The organism is Pseudomonas sp. Marseille-Q8238 (genome assembly GCF_965111915.1).
In genome coordinates this window covers 5001044-5015637 of the sequence record NZ_CBCOPI010000001.1, presented here as the reverse complement: position 1 = coordinate 5015637, position 14594 = coordinate 5001044, and the positions used below count along the sequence as shown (strand labels likewise).

16 protein-coding genes are annotated in these 14594 nt (G+C 59.5%); all 16 read left to right on the top strand.

Translation table 11 applies throughout. The annotated features are described in order from the left end of the window. The first annotated feature begins 524 nt into the window (after positions 1-524). Positions 525-659, top strand: a complete 135-nt coding sequence (rpmH, locus tag ACWPW0_RS23125; RefSeq protein WP_002551315.1) for a 50S ribosomal protein L34 — start codon at positions 525-527, stop codon at positions 657-659. Beyond that, positions 652-1077: a ribonuclease P protein component gene (gene rnpA, locus ACWPW0_RS23120; protein WP_454256786.1), complete on the top strand. Its 426-nt coding sequence runs from the start codon at positions 652-654 to the stop codon at positions 1075-1077. Before rpmH ends, rnpA begins: the two co-directional genes overlap by 8 nt. Continuing rightward, positions 1070-1306, top strand: coding sequence for a membrane protein insertion efficiency factor YidD (gene yidD / locus ACWPW0_RS23115; RefSeq protein ID WP_447595488.1), 237 nt, complete (start codon positions 1070-1072; stop codon positions 1304-1306). Before rnpA ends, yidD begins: the two co-directional genes overlap by 8 nt. Positions 1307-1309: 3 nt before the next feature. Continuing rightward, positions 1310-3043 (top strand): membrane protein insertase YidC, encoded by a 1734-nt coding sequence (gene yidC / locus ACWPW0_RS23110; protein WP_447595487.1) that lies wholly within the window; start codon positions 1310-1312, stop codon positions 3041-3043. Positions 3044-3114: 71 nt separating this feature from the next. After that, positions 3115-4482 (top strand): tRNA uridine-5-carboxymethylaminomethyl(34) synthesis GTPase MnmE, encoded by a 1368-nt coding sequence (mnmE, locus tag ACWPW0_RS23105; RefSeq protein ID WP_454256675.1) that lies wholly within the window; start codon positions 3115-3117, stop codon positions 4480-4482. Positions 4483-4988: 506 nt separating this feature from the next. Next, positions 4989-6881 carry a tRNA uridine-5-carboxymethylaminomethyl(34) synthesis enzyme MnmG gene (gene mnmG / locus ACWPW0_RS23100; protein ID WP_454256674.1) on the top strand — a complete coding sequence of 631 codons (1893 nt, stop codon included), beginning with the start codon at positions 4989-4991 and terminating at the stop codon, positions 6879-6881. Continuing rightward, a complete protein-coding gene (gene rsmG / locus ACWPW0_RS23095) occupies positions 6881-7528 on the top strand; it encodes a 16S rRNA (guanine(527)-N(7))-methyltransferase RsmG (RefSeq protein WP_454256673.1) in 648 nt (215 codons plus the stop codon). The genes mnmG and rsmG overlap by 1 nt, the downstream gene beginning before the upstream one ends. 13 nt (positions 7529-7541) lie before the next feature. Continuing rightward, positions 7542-8330, top strand: coding sequence for a ParA family protein (locus tag ACWPW0_RS23090; protein ID WP_447595480.1), 789 nt, complete (start codon positions 7542-7544; stop codon positions 8328-8330). An 8-nt stretch (positions 8331-8338) separates the two neighbouring features. After that, positions 8339-9211 carry a ParB/RepB/Spo0J family partition protein gene (locus ACWPW0_RS23085; protein WP_447595478.1) on the top strand — a complete coding sequence of 291 codons (873 nt, stop codon included), beginning with the start codon at positions 8339-8341 and terminating at the stop codon, positions 9209-9211. A gap of 164 nt (positions 9212-9375) precedes the next feature. After that, positions 9376-9783 (top strand): F0F1 ATP synthase subunit I, encoded by a 408-nt coding sequence (locus ACWPW0_RS23080; protein WP_447595476.1) that lies wholly within the window; start codon positions 9376-9378, stop codon positions 9781-9783. A 16-nt stretch (positions 9784-9799) separates the two neighbouring features. Beyond that, positions 9800-10669 (top strand): F0F1 ATP synthase subunit A, encoded by an 870-nt coding sequence (gene atpB / locus ACWPW0_RS23075; protein WP_447595474.1) that lies wholly within the window; start codon positions 9800-9802, stop codon positions 10667-10669. Positions 10670-10765: 96 nt separating this feature from the next. Next, positions 10766-11023 (top strand): F0F1 ATP synthase subunit C, encoded by a 258-nt coding sequence (atpE, locus tag ACWPW0_RS23070; RefSeq protein ID WP_003097235.1) that lies wholly within the window; start codon positions 10766-10768, stop codon positions 11021-11023. Positions 11024-11079: 56 nt separating this feature from the next. Next, a complete protein-coding gene (locus ACWPW0_RS23065; protein WP_447595469.1) occupies positions 11080-11550 on the top strand; it encodes a F0F1 ATP synthase subunit B in 471 nt (156 codons plus the stop codon). Positions 11551-11562: 12 nt separating this feature from the next. Continuing rightward, positions 11563-12099: a F0F1 ATP synthase subunit delta gene (locus ACWPW0_RS23060; protein WP_447595467.1), complete on the top strand. Its 537-nt coding sequence runs from the start codon at positions 11563-11565 to the stop codon at positions 12097-12099. Between the two features lie 21 nt (positions 12100-12120). Continuing rightward, on the top strand, positions 12121-13665 hold the full coding sequence (gene atpA / locus ACWPW0_RS23055; RefSeq protein WP_447595465.1) for a F0F1 ATP synthase subunit alpha: 1545 nt from the start codon (positions 12121-12123) through the stop codon (positions 13663-13665). Between the two features lie 50 nt (positions 13666-13715). Then, on the top strand, positions 13716-14576 hold the full coding sequence (gene atpG, locus ACWPW0_RS23050) for a F0F1 ATP synthase subunit gamma (protein ID WP_447595463.1): 861 nt from the start codon (positions 13716-13718) through the stop codon (positions 14574-14576). The last annotated feature ends 18 nt before the right edge of the window (positions 14577-14594 follow it).

The window sequence follows — 14594 nt, the reverse complement described above, 5'->3', positions numbered from 1 at the left end:
TGAAATCCCCTAATTCGCCATCGATGGCGACGAAAAAACAGCCCGCATTGTAGCCCTCGCAACCCGAGTTATCCACATGAAAAAGTGTCTTCCCCCAAGCAAAATCAAGGATTTATTACGTTAATAAGGAATAAGTAAATGACGCCAGGAGGGCTGTGGATAACGGCCGTATAGAGGCCTGTACAACGTTGGTAGTAACCTGCTGAAAAAACCGTCTGTGGGTAAAACGGCATTCCACACACAGGCTATGCTCACCTGCCACACATTCACTGAAGAGGTTAATGACAGCCTTTCTAATCGCTGAATGCTTTGCTCTGCCTGGTCTACAGAACGTTATCCACAGATAGGGGCTCCCTTAAGCGTTATAAACACATCTAGTCTTTTTAAGTATTTCTATCTTTTTATCTTCTTTAAGTACGTAAAGGCTGTCTGGAAATTGACCTGCGCCTGCGGTTTCACTAGAATCGCCGGTCTCTTTAAACGGGGGCCATTCCGGCCCGCAGTGGATCACCCAGGTAAGCACCATGAAACGCACTTTCCAACCCAGCACTATCAAGCGCGCTCGTACCCACGGTTTCCGCGCCCGCATGGCCACCAAGAACGGCCGTGCCGTCCTGTCGCGTCGTCGCGCCAAGGGCCGCAAGCGTCTGGCTGTCTGATCAACCGGAACGGGTAGTGAGTCAAGACTTCTGTCGGGAAAAGCGCCTGCTGATACCCCGACAATTCAAGGCAGTCTTCGACTCACCCAGCGGTAAGGTTCCTGGCAAGCACGTCCTGCTCCTCGCTCGCGACAACGATCTGGATCATCCCCGCCTGGGTTTGGTCATCGGCAAGAAAAGCGTCAAGCTTTCGGTCGAACGTAACCGTCTGAAACGCCTGATTCGGAATTCCTTCCGGCTCAATCAGGCCTCACTGGCAGGTTGGGATATTGTCGTGGTAGCACGCAAAGGTCTTGGCGATCTGGAGAACCCGGAGCTGCATCAGCAGTTCAGCAAACTCTGGAAACGCCTTGCTCGCCAGCGACCTGACCCTGAGCTCGAAACCGGATCAGGGCCGGGCGACAGTCCCCATGCGTAAACTGGCGATCCTTCCGATCCAGTTCTACCGCTATGCCATCAGCCCTTTGATGGCCAGTCACTGTCGCTTCTACCCCAGCTGTTCCTGCTACACCCAGGAAGCCATCGAGCTACACGGCGTGTTACGCGGTGGCTGGCTTGGCATACGCCGCCTGAGTCGCTGTCATCCCTGGAATCCCGGTGGTTACGACCCGGTTCCGCCCCTTTCCTCCCCTTCGATGACCGAGTAATCCATGGATATCCAACGCTCGATCCTGTTCGTCGCCCTGGCAGTCGTGTCCTATTTGATGGTTCTTCAATGGAACCAGGACTACGGCCAGGCCGAGTTGCCCACCCAGAGTGCGGCCGTCACGACCTCCAACAGTGTTCCTGCGTTGCCGGATACACCTGCGGCGAACCACAACAGCGATGTGCCCTCGATCAATGCCGAGCCGACAGTTCCTCAGGCTGAAGCCGTATCGGCCAGTGCAGGCCTGATCAAGGTCAAGACCGACGTCCTGGACCTGGCTATCGATCCGCGTGGTGGCGATATCGTGCAGTTGAGTCTGCCGCAATACCCGCGCCGCCAGGACCGACCCGATGTTCCGTTCCAGCTGTTCGACAACGGCAATGAGCGTAACTACCTGGCCCAGAGCGGCTTGATCGGCAGCAATGCGCCGGACAAAAGCAGCGGCCGTGCCCTGTGGAACAGCGACAAGAAGGCGTATGAACTGGCCGAGGGTCAGGACAGCCTGGTCGTGGACCTGACCCTGAATGAAGGCGGCGTTCACTACATCAAGCGTTTCAGCTTCAAACGTGGCCTTAATCCGACCTGCTCGGCCAAGGAGCAGATGCTGAAGAAACCGGGCTGCGTCGACCCAGCCGCGTATCAGGTAACCGTCAGCTACCTGATCGACAACCAGAGCGAGCAGGCCTGGAGCGGTAATGTCTACGCCCAGCTCAAACGCGACAGCAGTGCCGACCCGTCGTCGACCACTGCCACCGGCGTCTCCACCTACCTTGGTGCCGCGGTCTGGACTCCTGAGAAGGCCTACACCAAGGTCTCGATGAAGGACATGGACAAGGAAACGCTGAAGCTCAGCGTTGAAGGCGGCTGGGTAGCCTGGCTGCAACACTACTTCGTGACCGCCTGGGTTCCGGCCAAGGGTGAAACTCACCAGGTCATGACTCGCAAGGACACACAGGGCAACTATATCGTCGGCTTCACCGGCCCGACCCTCAGCGTCCCTGCAGGTGGCAAGCTGGAAAGCGATCTGGTCCTGTATGCCGGCCCGAAACTGCAAGGCTACCTAGGCCAGCTGTCGCCTGGCCTCGAGCTGACCGTCGACTACGGCCCGCTGTGGTTCCTGTCCCAGCCGATCTTCTGGCTGCTGGAACATATCCACAGCCTGCTGGGTAACTGGGGCTGGTCGATCATCGCCCTGACCATCCTGATCAAACTGGCGTTCTTCCCGCTGTCCGCAGCCAGCTACAAATCGATGGCGCGCATGCGTGCGGTATCGCCGAAGCTGCAGGCCCTGAAGGAACAGCATGGCGACGATCGCCAGAAGATGTCCCAGGCGATGATGGAGCTGTACAAGAAAGAGAAGATCAACCCGCTGGGCGGCTGCCTGCCGATCCTGGTGCAGATGCCGGTCTTCCTCGCCCTGTACTGGACCCTGCTGGAAAGTGTGGAGATGCGCCAGGCACCCTGGTTGCTGTGGATCACCGACCTGTCGATCAAGGATCCGTTCTTCATCCTGCCGATCATCATGGGCGCCACCATGTTCATTCAGCAGCAGCTCAACCCGACACCACCGGACCCGATGCAGGCCAAAGTGATGAAGCTGATGCCGATCATCTTCACCTTCTTCTTCCTCTGGTTCCCTGCCGGTCTGGTCCTGTACTGGGTGGTCAACAACTGCCTGTCGATCGCACAGCAGTGGTACATTACCCGCAAGATCGAGGCGGCCACGGCGAAAGCCTGACACCTGCGCCGCTGTACAAAACGCCCCCTTGTGGGGCGTTTTGCTATCCGTCATTTACCCTGGGGTCCGCCATGCAAGCTGTCCGTGAAACCATCGCTGCCGTTGCCACTGCCCAGGGTCGTGGCGGGGTTGGCATCGTGCGGGTCTCCGGGCCGCGTGCCCGAGCGCTGGCCATCACCCTCAGTGGCCTTGAGCCCAAGCCACGCCACGCCCATTACGGCCCCTGGCATGACAATGATGGCGAGGTCATCGACCAGGGCCTGCTGTTGTTCTTCCCCGGGCCGCACTCCTTCACAGGTGAGGATGTCCTGGAGTTGCAGGGCCACGGCGGTCCCGTGGTGCTGGACATGCTGCTGCAGCGTTGCCTGGAGCTCGGCGCGCGCCAGGCGCGACCGGGCGAGTTCAGTGAGCGCGCCTTTCTCAACGACAAACTCGACCTGGCCCAGGCCGAAGCCATCGCCGACCTGATCGAAGCCAGTTCGGCGCAGGCCGCGCGCAATGCTCTGCGTTCGCTGCAGGGCGAGTTCTCGCGCCGGGTGCATGACCTGACCGAGCAGTTGATCGCGCTGCGCATCTATGTCGAAGCAGCCATCGACTTCCCCGAGGAAGAAATCGACTTTCTTGCTGATGGCCATGTTCTCAATCTGCTCGATGGCGTTCGTGGCGACTTATCCACAGTGCTCCGCGAAGCCGGGCAAGGCGCACTGCTGCGCGACGGCATGACGGTGGTGATCGCCGGTCGCCCGAACGCCGGCAAGTCCAGCCTGCTCAACGCCCTCGCCGGGCGCGAAGCGGCCATCGTGACCGAAATCGCCGGCACCACACGCGATGTCCTGCGCGAACATATCCACATCGACGGCATGCCGCTGCACGTGGTGGACACCGCCGGCCTGCGCGATACCGATGACCAGGTCGAGCGGATCGGCGTGGAACGTGCACTCAAGGCCATTGGCGAGGCGGATCGCATCCTGCTGGTGGTCGACTCGACTGCCGCCGAATCCGCCGACCCCTTTGCTTTATGGCCGGAGTTTCTCGACAGCAGGCCAGCGCCAGAACGGGTCACCCTGATCCGCAATAAAGCCGACCTCTCCGGTGAACCCGTGCAACTGGAAACCTGTGCCGATGGCCACGTGACCTTGAGCCTATCGGTCAAATCCGCCGAAGGTCTGGACTTGCTGCGCGAGCACCTCAAGGCCTGCATGGGCTACGAGCAAACCGCCGAAAGCGGCTTCAGCGCTCGACGCCGGCACCTGGAAGCGTTGCGCCAGGCATCTGGTCATCTGGAACACGGACGTGCGCAACTGACTCTGGCCGGCGCTGGCGAGCTGCTGGCCGAGGACTTGCGCCAGGCTCAGCAAGCGCTGGGCGAGATCACCGGCGCTTTCAGCTCCGACGACCTGCTCGGGCGGATCTTTTCCAGCTTCTGCATCGGTAAATAACCTTTCTGTTGTCCCCAGGCTTCCGACTTGAATCGGCGCCTTCGGCTGCCTTTCATTCCGCTAAACGAGCACATTCTGGGGAGCAACAGACTTATACCGGCCTGGATAAGCCCTGTGGACAACCCCGCCTGAGCCCAGTCGATAAGCCGGCTTGAAAGCTGAAGATAAATGCGCCTGTGCATAACCTGCGGTTTAGTCCACAGCTATCTGCCAGCTTCCCAACCGGAAACCGCCAGCTTCAGCACAGGGTTTTCAATCGCTGAATCGCCTGCCAGGCATGGCTTACAGAAGCTTATCCACAGAAAGTGGCTTCACCATACATAAACATAAAAATAAGGCTTTATAAAAATTCATTCTTTTATTCTTTGTAAGTCGATACCCCGTGCGCTGCGAGTAGTGCTGGCTATTTTTTGTGCAGAAGGCTTCATTCACCCTGCTTAACTGCCTATACTTGCGGCCTTTCCAGATTCCCTAATCAATCTCCCTATTCAGGCACGAGGTGCGTGGTGGATTTCCCTTCCCGTTTTGACGTGATCGTGATCGGCGGTGGTCATGCCGGTACCGAGGCTGCGCTGGCAGCCGCACGCATGGGCGTGAAGACGCTATTGCTGACCCACAACGTGGAAACCCTGGGGCAAATGAGCTGCAACCCGGCCATTGGTGGTATCGGCAAAAGCCATCTGGTCAAGGAAATCGATGCGCTCGGCGGTGCCATGGCAACCGCCACCGACAAGGGCGGCATTCAGTTCCGCGTCCTCAACAGCCGCAAGGGTCCCGCCGTAAGGGCTACCCGCGCTCAGGCTGATCGGGTGCTGTACAAGGCAGCTGTACGGGAAATCCTGGAAAACCAGGCCAACCTGTGGATATTCCAGCAAGCAGCAGATGACCTGATCGTCGAGCAGGATCAGGTGAAAGGCGTCGTCACCCAGATGGGCCTGCGTTTTCTTGCCGACTCGGTGGTGCTGACCACCGGCACCTTCCTGAGCGGACTTATCCACATCGGTCTGCAGAACTACTCCGGCGGCCGTGCCGGCGACCCGCCTTCCATCGCCCTGGCCAACCGCTTGCGCGAACTGCCACTGCGCGTCGGGCGCTTGAAGACCGGTACGCCACCGCGCATCGACGGGCGCAGTGTGGATTTCTCGGTGATGACCGAGCAGCCCGGCGACACACCGATTCCGGTGATGTCCTTCATGGGCAACAAGGAACAGCATCCGCAGCAAGTCAGTTGCTGGATCACCCACACCAACGCCCGTACCCACGAGATCATCGCCAGCAACCTCGACCGCTCGCCGATGTATTCCGGGGTGATCGAAGGCATAGGTCCACGCTATTGCCCGTCGATCGAAGACAAGATTCACCGCTTCGCCGACAAGGAAAGTCACCAGGTATTCATCGAGCCGGAAGGTCTGAATACCCATGAGTTGTACCCGAACGGCATTTCCACTTCGCTGCCCTTCGATGTGCAACTGGACCTGGTGCGCTCCATTCGCGGCATGGAAAACGCGCATATCGTGCGTCCCGGTTACGCCATCGAGTACGACTACTTCGATCCGCGCGACCTCAAGTACAGCCTGGAGACCAAGGTCATCGGTGGCCTGTTCTTCGCCGGGCAGATCAATGGCACCACCGGTTACGAAGAGGCCGGCGCCCAGGGCCTGCTGGCCGGTACCAATGCCGCGTTGCGCGCCCAGGGCCGGGACAGCTGGTGTCCGCGTCGTGACGAGGCCTACATCGGCGTGCTGGTCGACGACCTGATTACCCTGGGTACTCAGGAGCCCTACCGCATGTTCACCTCGCGCGCCGAATACCGGCTGATCCTGCGCGAGGACAACGCGGACCTGCGCCTGACCGAGAAAGGCCGTGAGCTGGGCCTGGTCGATGACACTCGCTGGGCGGCCTTCGAAGCCAAGCGTGAAGGAATCGTCCAAGAAGAGCAGCGTCTGAAGAGCACGTGGGTACGTCCCGGTACGCCACAGGGCGATGCCATTGTCAGCCGCTTCGGCACCCCGCTGACCCACGAGTACAACCTGCTCAACCTGCTCAGCCGCCCGGAAATCGATTACGCCAGTCTGGTCGACGTCACCGGTGGTGGTGTCGAGGATCCGCAAGTGGCCGAACAGGTCGAGATCAAGACCAAGTACGCCGGCTACATCGACCGTCAGCAGGAGGAAATCCAGCGCCTGCGTGCCAGTGAGAACACGCAACTTCCGGATGACCTCGATTACCTCGGCATTTCCGGGTTGTCCCGAGAGATCCAGGGCAAGCTGAACCAGGCGCGCCCACAGACGTTGGGTCAGGCGTCGCGTATCCCCGGGGTTACGCCGGCGGCGGTGTCCCTGTTGTTGATTCATCTGAAGAAACGCGGTGCCGGCCGGCAGTTGGAGCAAAGCGCCTGATGTCCGAGGTGACCCAACGTCATGCCGAAGAACTGGCACAAGGCGCGCGAACGCTGGGCGTCGCGCTCTCCGCTGAGCAACAGGAATTGCTGCTCGCTTACCTGGCGCTGCTGATCAAGTGGAACAAGGCCTACAACCTCACCGCGGTGCGCAATCCGGACGAGATGGTCTCGCGTCATTTGCTCGACAGCCTCAGTGTGGTGCCATTCGTCGCCGAGCGTGGTGACAGCTGGCTGGACGTCGGCAGCGGTGGCGGCATGCCGGGCATTCCGCTGGCCATCCTGTTTCCACAGCGGCGGTTCACCCTGCTCGACTCCAACGGCAAGAAGACGCGCTTCCTCACCCAGGTGAAACTTGAGCTCAAGCTGGGCAACCTCGAGGTTATCCACAGCCGGGTCGAGGCGTTCCGTCCCGAGCAGCCGTTTGCCGGGATCTGCTCGCGGGCATTCAGTTCGCTGGAAGACTTCAGTACCTGGACCCGTCATCTGGGTGATGGCCAAACCGAGTGGCTGGCGATGAAAGGCGTGCATCCGGACGATGAGCTGCAAGCGCTGCCCGCGGACTTTCGTCTGCAGGAGACGCACGTGCTCAAGGTTCCCGGTTGCCAAGGCCAGCGCCATCTGTTGATACTGCGTCGCTTGGTTTAGGGAGAACGGCAGCATGGCTAAGGTATTCGCGATCGCCAACCAGAAAGGCGGGGTCGGCAAGACCACCACCTGTATCAATCTGGCGGCATCCCTGGTCGCTACCAAGCGCCGTGTGTTGCTCATCGACCTCGACCCGCAAGGCAACGCCACCATGGGCAGTGGCGTGGACAAGCAGACCCTCGAGCACTCCATCTACGACGTCCTGATCGGTGAAGCGACAGTTGGCGAAGCCATGCAGTTTTCCGAACACGGCGGTTACCAGTTGCTGCCGGCCAACCGTGACCTGACTGCTGCCGAAGTCGCCCTGCTGGAAATGCAGATGAAGGAGAGCCGCCTGCGTAATGCGCTGGCGCCGATCCGCGAGAACTACGACTACATCCTCATCGATTGCCCACCGGCGCTGTCCATGCTCACGGTCAACGCCCTGGTCGCCGCCGATGGCGTGATCATCCCGATGCAGTGCGAGTACTACGCACTCGAAGGGTTGTCCGACCTGGTCAACAGCATTCAGCGCATCGCCGAACTGCTCAACCCGACCCTGAGAATCGAAGGCCTGCTGCGCACCATGTACGATCCGCGCATCAGCCTGACCAACGATGTCAGCGCACAGCTCAAGGAACATTTCGGCGACAAGCTCTACGACGTGGTGATTCCGCGTAACGTACGCCTCGCCGAAGCCCCCAGCTTCGGCATGCCCGCGCTGGTCTACGACAAGCAATCCCGTGGCGCCATCGCCTACCTCGCTCTGGCCGGTGAACTGGTGCGCCGCCAGCGTGCAAACGCTAGAACCGCTACTGCATAAGGAACCCCATGGCCATCAAGAAACGAGGGCTCGGCCGCGGGCTTGACGCTCTACTGGGCGGAACGACCGCCGCCGCGCTGGAAACCGAAGCGGTCCAGGCCGATACCCGTGAGCTGCAATACCTGCCGCTGGACCTGATCCAGCGTGGCAAGTATCAGCCGCGTCGCGACATGGACCCTTCGGCCCTGGAAGAATTGGCTAACTCGATCAAGGCTCAGGGCGTGATGCAGCCGATCGTGGTCCGCCCGGTCGGTGGCGGACGCTTCGAGATCATCGCCGGTGAACGCCGCTGGCGTGCCAGTCAGCAGGCCGGCCTCGACAAGATCCCGGCCATGGTTCGCGAAGTGCCGGACGAAGCCGCCATCGCCATGGCGCTGATCGAAAACATCCAGCGCGAAGACCTCAATCCGATCGAAGAAGCCGTCGCCCTGCAGCGCCTGCAGCAGGAATTCGAACTGACCCAGCAGCAGGTCGCCGATGCGGTGGGCAAATCGCGCGTGACCATTGCCAACCTGCTGCGCCTGATCGCCCTGCCGGAAGAGATCAAGACCCTGCTTTCCCATGGCGATCTGGAGATGGGCCATGCCCGCGCACTGCTCGGTTTACCGGCCGAACAGCAGGTCGAAGGGGCGCGACACGTTGTCGCACGAAATCTCACGGTACGGCAGACCGAGGCCTTGGTTCGGCAATGGCTGAACAGCAAGGAGAAACCGGCTGCAGCGCCCAAGGCCGATCCGGATATCAATCGCCTGGAACAGCGCCTGGCCGAGAAGCTAGGCGCTCCGGTGCAGATCAAGCATGGCCAGAAGGGCAAAGGCCAACTGGTGATTCGCTACAACTCGCTGGACGAGCTGCAAGGCGTTTTGGCGCACATCCGCTGAAACCCGGAAACAATTGCACATTGTTGGTGCTGTAGCGGACGGTCGGAATTCACTACCTGCCAGTTGAACGGGGGTAGAACCGCCCCTATACTCTGCGCGCATTTTGTCGGCACAAAGTATGCCAAGTCATTGATTTGAGGCGCCGACGCCAGAGGACAGTTGTGATGGATGCCCGCACGCCAAATCGCCTGCCATTCCATCGCCTACCGGTTTTTCCGGTGCTGCTGACCCAACTGGCCGTTTTGCTGTTGGCTGCTGCCGCTCTATATGGCTGGCGCGGCCCGGTAAGTGGTTATTCGGGACTCTGTGGGGGGCTGATCGCCTGGCTTCCCAATCTTTATTTCGCCCACAAGGCATTCCGGTTCAGCGGAGCGCGGGCAGCCCAGAACATCGTCCGGTCTTTTTATGCCGGTGAAGCGGGCAAACTGATTCTGACGGCAGCGTTGTTTACGCTGGCGTTCGCAGGGGTGAAACCTCTGGAGGCACCAGCACTGTTCGGTGTTTTCCTGCTGACCCAACTGGTCAACTGGTTTGCACCACTGCTGATGAGAACAAGACTTTTGAGACCTTAGGGCGTTTGAGGCAAACATGGCAGAACAAACCGCTTCGGGCTATATCCAGCACCACCTGCAGAACCTGACTTTCGGGAAACTGCCGAGCGGTGACTGGGGCTTTGCCCACACCGCACAAGAAGCAAAGGAAATGGGCTTCTGGGCCTTCCACGTCGATACCCTCGGCTGGTCGGTATTCCTCGGTCTGGTGTTCATCCTGCTGTTCCGCATGGCTGCCAAGCGTGCCACCAGCGGCCAGCCAGGCGGTCTGCAGAACTTCGTCGAAGTGCTGATCGAGTTCGTCGACGGCAGCGTCAAGGACACCTTCCACGGCCGTAACAACCTCATCGCTCCACTGGCCCTGACCATCTTCGTCTGGATCTTCCTGATGAACCTGATGGACCTGATACCGGTCGACTTCCTGCCGGTCCTGGCTGCCACCATCGCCGGTAACGAGCACCTGTCGTTCCGCGTGGTTCCGACTACCGACCCGAACGCTACCCTGGGCATGGCCCTGTCGGTGTTTGCGCTGATCATCTTCTACAGCATCAAGGTCAAGGGCATCGGCGGCTTCCTCGGCGAACTGACCCTGCACCCGTTCAGCAGCAAGAACATCGTCATGCAGATCCTGCTGATTCCGGTCAACTTCCTGCTCGAGTTCGTCACCCTGATCGCCAAGCCGATCTCGCTGGCCCTGCGACTGTTCGGCAACATGTATGCCGGCGAGCTGATCTTCATCCTGATTGCCGTGATGTTCGGCAGTGGCCTGTTCCTGCTCAGTGCACTGGGCATCGTCCTGAACTGGGCGTGGGCGGTGTTCCACATCCTGATCATCACACTGCAAGCGTTCATCTTCATGATGCTGACTATCGTCTACCTGTCGATGGCGCACGAAGATAACCACTGAGATGCATGAGGCGCCGCAAGGCGCCTGCTGAAACGAAAACCGCTTTACCGCTTCAACAACCTTTAAACAAATACGACGTAAAAGTCGGGAGGAAAAATGGAAACTGTAGTTGGTCTCACCGCGATTGCTGTTGCCCTGCTGATCGGCCTGGGCGCTCTGGGTACTGCCATTGGCTTCGGCCTGCTGGGCGGCAAGTTCCTGGAAGGCGCTGCTCGCCAACCGGAAATGGTTCCGATGCTGCAGGTCAAAATGTTCATCGTCGCCGGCCTGCTGGACGCCGTGACCATGATCGGTGTTGGTATCGCTCTGTTCTTCACCTTTGCTAACCCCTTCGTTGGTCAGATCGCCGGCTAATCACTCGTTCCACGAGTGGATTGGTTTGACGAAACAACGAACAGCGAGGTGTTGGCGTGAACATTAATGCAACCCTGATTGGCCAGGCCGTTGCGTTCTTCATTTTCGTGCTGTTCTGCATGAAGTTTGTATGGCCTCCGGTCATTACAGCTCTGCGTGAACGCCAGAAGAAGATCGCTGATGGTCTGGACGCCGCCAACCGTGCGGCTCGCGATCTGGAACTGGCCCATGAGAAAGTGGCCCAGCAACTGCGCGAAGCCAAAACCCAGGCTGCTGAAATCATTGAGCAGGCCAAGAAACGCGGCACTCAGATCGTCGACGAAGCCCGTGATCAGGCTCGTGTCGAAGCTGACCGTGTGAAGGCTCAGGCTCAGGCCGAGATCGAACAGGAACTGAACAGCATCAAAGATGCCCTGCGTACCCAAGTGGGTGCTCTGGCCGTCGGCGGTGCCGAGAAGATCCTGGGTGCGACCATCGATCAAAACGCGCATGCGGAGCTGGTTAACAAACTGGCAGCCGAAATCTAAGCGAGGGCGATCATGGCAGAACTGACCACGCTGGCCCGACCTTACGCCAAGGCTGCTTTCGAGTACGCCCAGGCCCATCAGCAACTGGCCTCCTGGTCAGCCATGCTCGGCCTGGCTGCAGCGGTGTCGCAAGATGACACCATGCAACGCGTGCTCAAGGCCCCGCGTCTGACGAGTACAGAAAAGGCCGCCACTTTCGTTGAAGTGTGTGGTGACAAGTTCGATGCCCAGGCACGCAACTTCATTTCCGTGGTAGCCGAAAACGGTCGTCTCGACCTGTTGCCGGCCGTCGCCGCCGAGTTCGAGCTGTACAAGGCCGAGCAAGAAAAATCGGTGGACGTGGAAGTGACCAGTGCCTTTGCATTGAGTACAGAACAGCAAGACAAACTCGCCAAGGTTCTCAGCGCACGGCTCAGCCGAGAAGTGCGTCTGCACGCTACGGAGGATGCCACGCTTATCGGTGGTGTCGTGATCCGTGCGGGCGACCTGGTTATCGATGGCTCGGTTCGCGGCAAAATCGCGAAACTGGCCGAAGCGTTGAAATCTTGAGTTTGAAGGGGCAGCAGAGCAATGCAGCAACTCAATCCTTCCGAAATTAGTGAAATCATCAAGGGACGTATCGAGAAACTCGACGTCTCTTCCCAGGCCCGCAACGAAGGCACCATCGTGTCCGTCTCCGACGGTATCGTGCGCATCTTCGGTCTGGCCGACGTCATGTACGGCGAAATGATCGAGTTCCCGGGCGGCGTTTATGGCATGGCCATGAACCTCGAGCGCGACTCCGTCGGTGCTGTCGTACTGGGTGCCTACCAGTCGCTCGCCGAAGGCATGAGCGCCAAGTGCACCGGCCGCATCCTGGAAGTCCCGGTTGGTCCGGAACTGCTGGGTCGCGTAGTCGACGCACTGGGTAACCCGATCGATGGCAAAGGCCCGCTGAACAACGTCGCCACCGACGCTGTTGAGAAGGTTGCGCCGGGCGTGATCTGGCGTAAGTCGGTCGACCAGCCGGTACAAACCGGTTACAAGTCGGTCGATGCCATGATCCCGGTAGGCCGTGGCCAGCGCGAGCTGATCATCGGTGACCGTCAGATCGGTAAGACCGCTCTGGCCATCGACGCCATCATCAACCAGAAGAACAGCGGCATCCGTTGTGTCTACGTAGCTATCGGTCAGAAGCAATCGACCATCGCCAACGTGGTGCGCAAGCTGGAAGAGTCCGGTGCTCTGGCCAACACCATCATCGTGGCTGCCAGTGCGTCCGAATCGGCTGCCCTGCAGTTCATCGCGCCGTACGCCGGTTGCACCATGGGTGAATACTTCCGCGATCGCGGTGAAGACGCCCTGATCGTGTACGACGACCTGTCCAAGCAAGCCGTTGCCTACCGCCAGATCTCCCTGCTGCTGCGCCGTCCGCCGGGCCGCGAAGCGTATCCGGGCGACGTGTTCTATCTCCACAGCCGTCTGCTGGAGCGCGCTTCCCGCGTTTCGGAAGAGTACGTCGAGAAGTTCACCAATGGCGCCGTGACTGGCAAGACTGGTTCCCTGACCGCTCTGCCGATCATCGAAACCCAGGCTGGCGACGTTTCCGCGTTCGTTCCGACCAACGTGATCTCGATCACCGACGGTCAGATCTTCCTGGAATCGGCCATGTTCAACTCGGGTATCCGTCCGGCCGTCAACGCCGGTATCTCGGTATCCCGCGTGGGTGGTGCTGCGCAGACCAAGATCATCAAGAAGCTCTCCGGTGGTATCCGTACCGCTCTGGCTCAGTACCGTGAACTGGCGGCTTTCGCCCAGTTCGCTTCTGACCTGGACGAAGCCACCCGCAAGCAGCTCGAGCATGGTCAGCGCGTTACCGAGCTGATGAAGCAGAAGCAGTACGCGCCGATGTCGATTGCCGACATGTCGCTGTCGCTGTACGCCGCTGAGCGTGGTTTCCTGGTGGACATCGAAGTCGCCAAGATCATCAGCTTCGAGCAGGCCCTGATCGCCTACTTCAACCGTGATCACGCCGCACTGATGGCGAAGATCAACGAGAAGGGTGACTTCAACGACGACATCGATGGCCAGCTGAAAGCCGGTATCGAGAAGTTCAAGGCCACCCAAACCTGGTAAGCCGCAGTGGGGGCCGCGAGGTCCCCGCTTGCTAACCTGATAGGTGTTACATGGCAGGCGCAAAAGAGATTCGCAGCAAGATTGCGAGCATCAAAAGCACGCAGAAGATCACCAGCGCCATGGAGAAGGTGGCGGTCAGCAAAATGCGCAGAGCACAAACGCGCATGGCGTCGAGCCGTCCCTACGCGGAGCGTATCCGCCAGGTAATTGGTCATCTGGCCAACGCCAACCCGGAATACCGCCACCCGTTCATGATCGAGCGTGAAGTCAAACGCGTTGGTTATGTGGTGGTGAGTTCGGATCGTGGTCTGTGCGGTGGTCTGAATACCAACCTGTTCAAGGCTCTGGTCAAGGACATGGCGAGCAATCGCGAGCAAGGCGTAGAGGTTGACCTCTGCGTGATTGGTTCCAAAGGTGCGGCATTCTTCCGCAGCTTCGGGGGCAATGTTGTTGCTGCGATCAGCCACCTGGGCGAAGAACCGTCGATCAACGATCTGATCGGTTCCGTCAAGGTCATGCTCGATGCTTACCTCGAAGGTCGCATCGATCGTCTGTCCGTGGTCTCGAACAAGTTCATCAATACCATGACGCAAAAGCCGACAGTGGAGCAGCTCGTTCCCCTGGTGGCGACTCCGGAAGCTGAGCTCAAGCACCACTGGGACTATCTGTACGAACCCGACGCCAAACAGCTGCTCGACGGCTTGATGGTACGTTACGTGGAATCGCAGGTGTATCAGGCGGTGGTCGAGAACAACGCAGCTGAACAAGCGGCCCGGATGATCGCGATGAAGAATGCCACCGATAACGCTGGCGACCTCATCAAAGACCTGCAGCTGATTTACAACAAGGCGCGTCAGGCAGCGATCACCCAGGAAATTTCGGAAATCGTCGGCGGCGCTGCCGCGGTTTAAGAACGGTTCAAATATTCA

Coding starts and splice junctions, on each gene's coding strand:
- rpmH (WP_002551315.1), top strand. CDS start 525: ATGAAACGCACTTTCCAACCCAGCACTATCAAGCGCGCTCGTACCCAC.
- yidD (WP_447595488.1), top strand. CDS start 1,070: ATGCGTAAACTGGCGATCCTTCCGATCCAGTTCTACCGCTATGCCATC.
- yidC (WP_447595487.1), top strand. CDS start 1,310: ATGGATATCCAACGCTCGATCCTGTTCGTCGCCCTGGCAGTCGTGTCC.
- mnmE (WP_454256675.1), top strand. CDS start 3,115: ATGCAAGCTGTCCGTGAAACCATCGCTGCCGTTGCCACTGCCCAGGGT.
- rsmG (WP_454256673.1), top strand. CDS start 6,881: ATGTCCGAGGTGACCCAACGTCATGCCGAAGAACTGGCACAAGGCGCG.
- ACWPW0_RS23090 (WP_447595480.1), top strand. CDS start 7,542: ATGGCTAAGGTATTCGCGATCGCCAACCAGAAAGGCGGGGTCGGCAAG.
- ACWPW0_RS23085 (WP_447595478.1), top strand. CDS start 8,339: ATGGCCATCAAGAAACGAGGGCTCGGCCGCGGGCTTGACGCTCTACTG.
- ACWPW0_RS23080 (WP_447595476.1), top strand. CDS start 9,376: ATGGATGCCCGCACGCCAAATCGCCTGCCATTCCATCGCCTACCGGTT.
- atpB (WP_447595474.1), top strand. CDS start 9,800: ATGGCAGAACAAACCGCTTCGGGCTATATCCAGCACCACCTGCAGAAC.
- atpE (WP_003097235.1), top strand. CDS start 10,766: ATGGAAACTGTAGTTGGTCTCACCGCGATTGCTGTTGCCCTGCTGATC.
- ACWPW0_RS23060 (WP_447595467.1), top strand. CDS start 11,563: ATGGCAGAACTGACCACGCTGGCCCGACCTTACGCCAAGGCTGCTTTC.
- atpA (WP_447595465.1), top strand. CDS start 12,121: ATGCAGCAACTCAATCCTTCCGAAATTAGTGAAATCATCAAGGGACGT.
- atpG (WP_447595463.1), top strand. CDS start 13,716: ATGGCAGGCGCAAAAGAGATTCGCAGCAAGATTGCGAGCATCAAAAGC.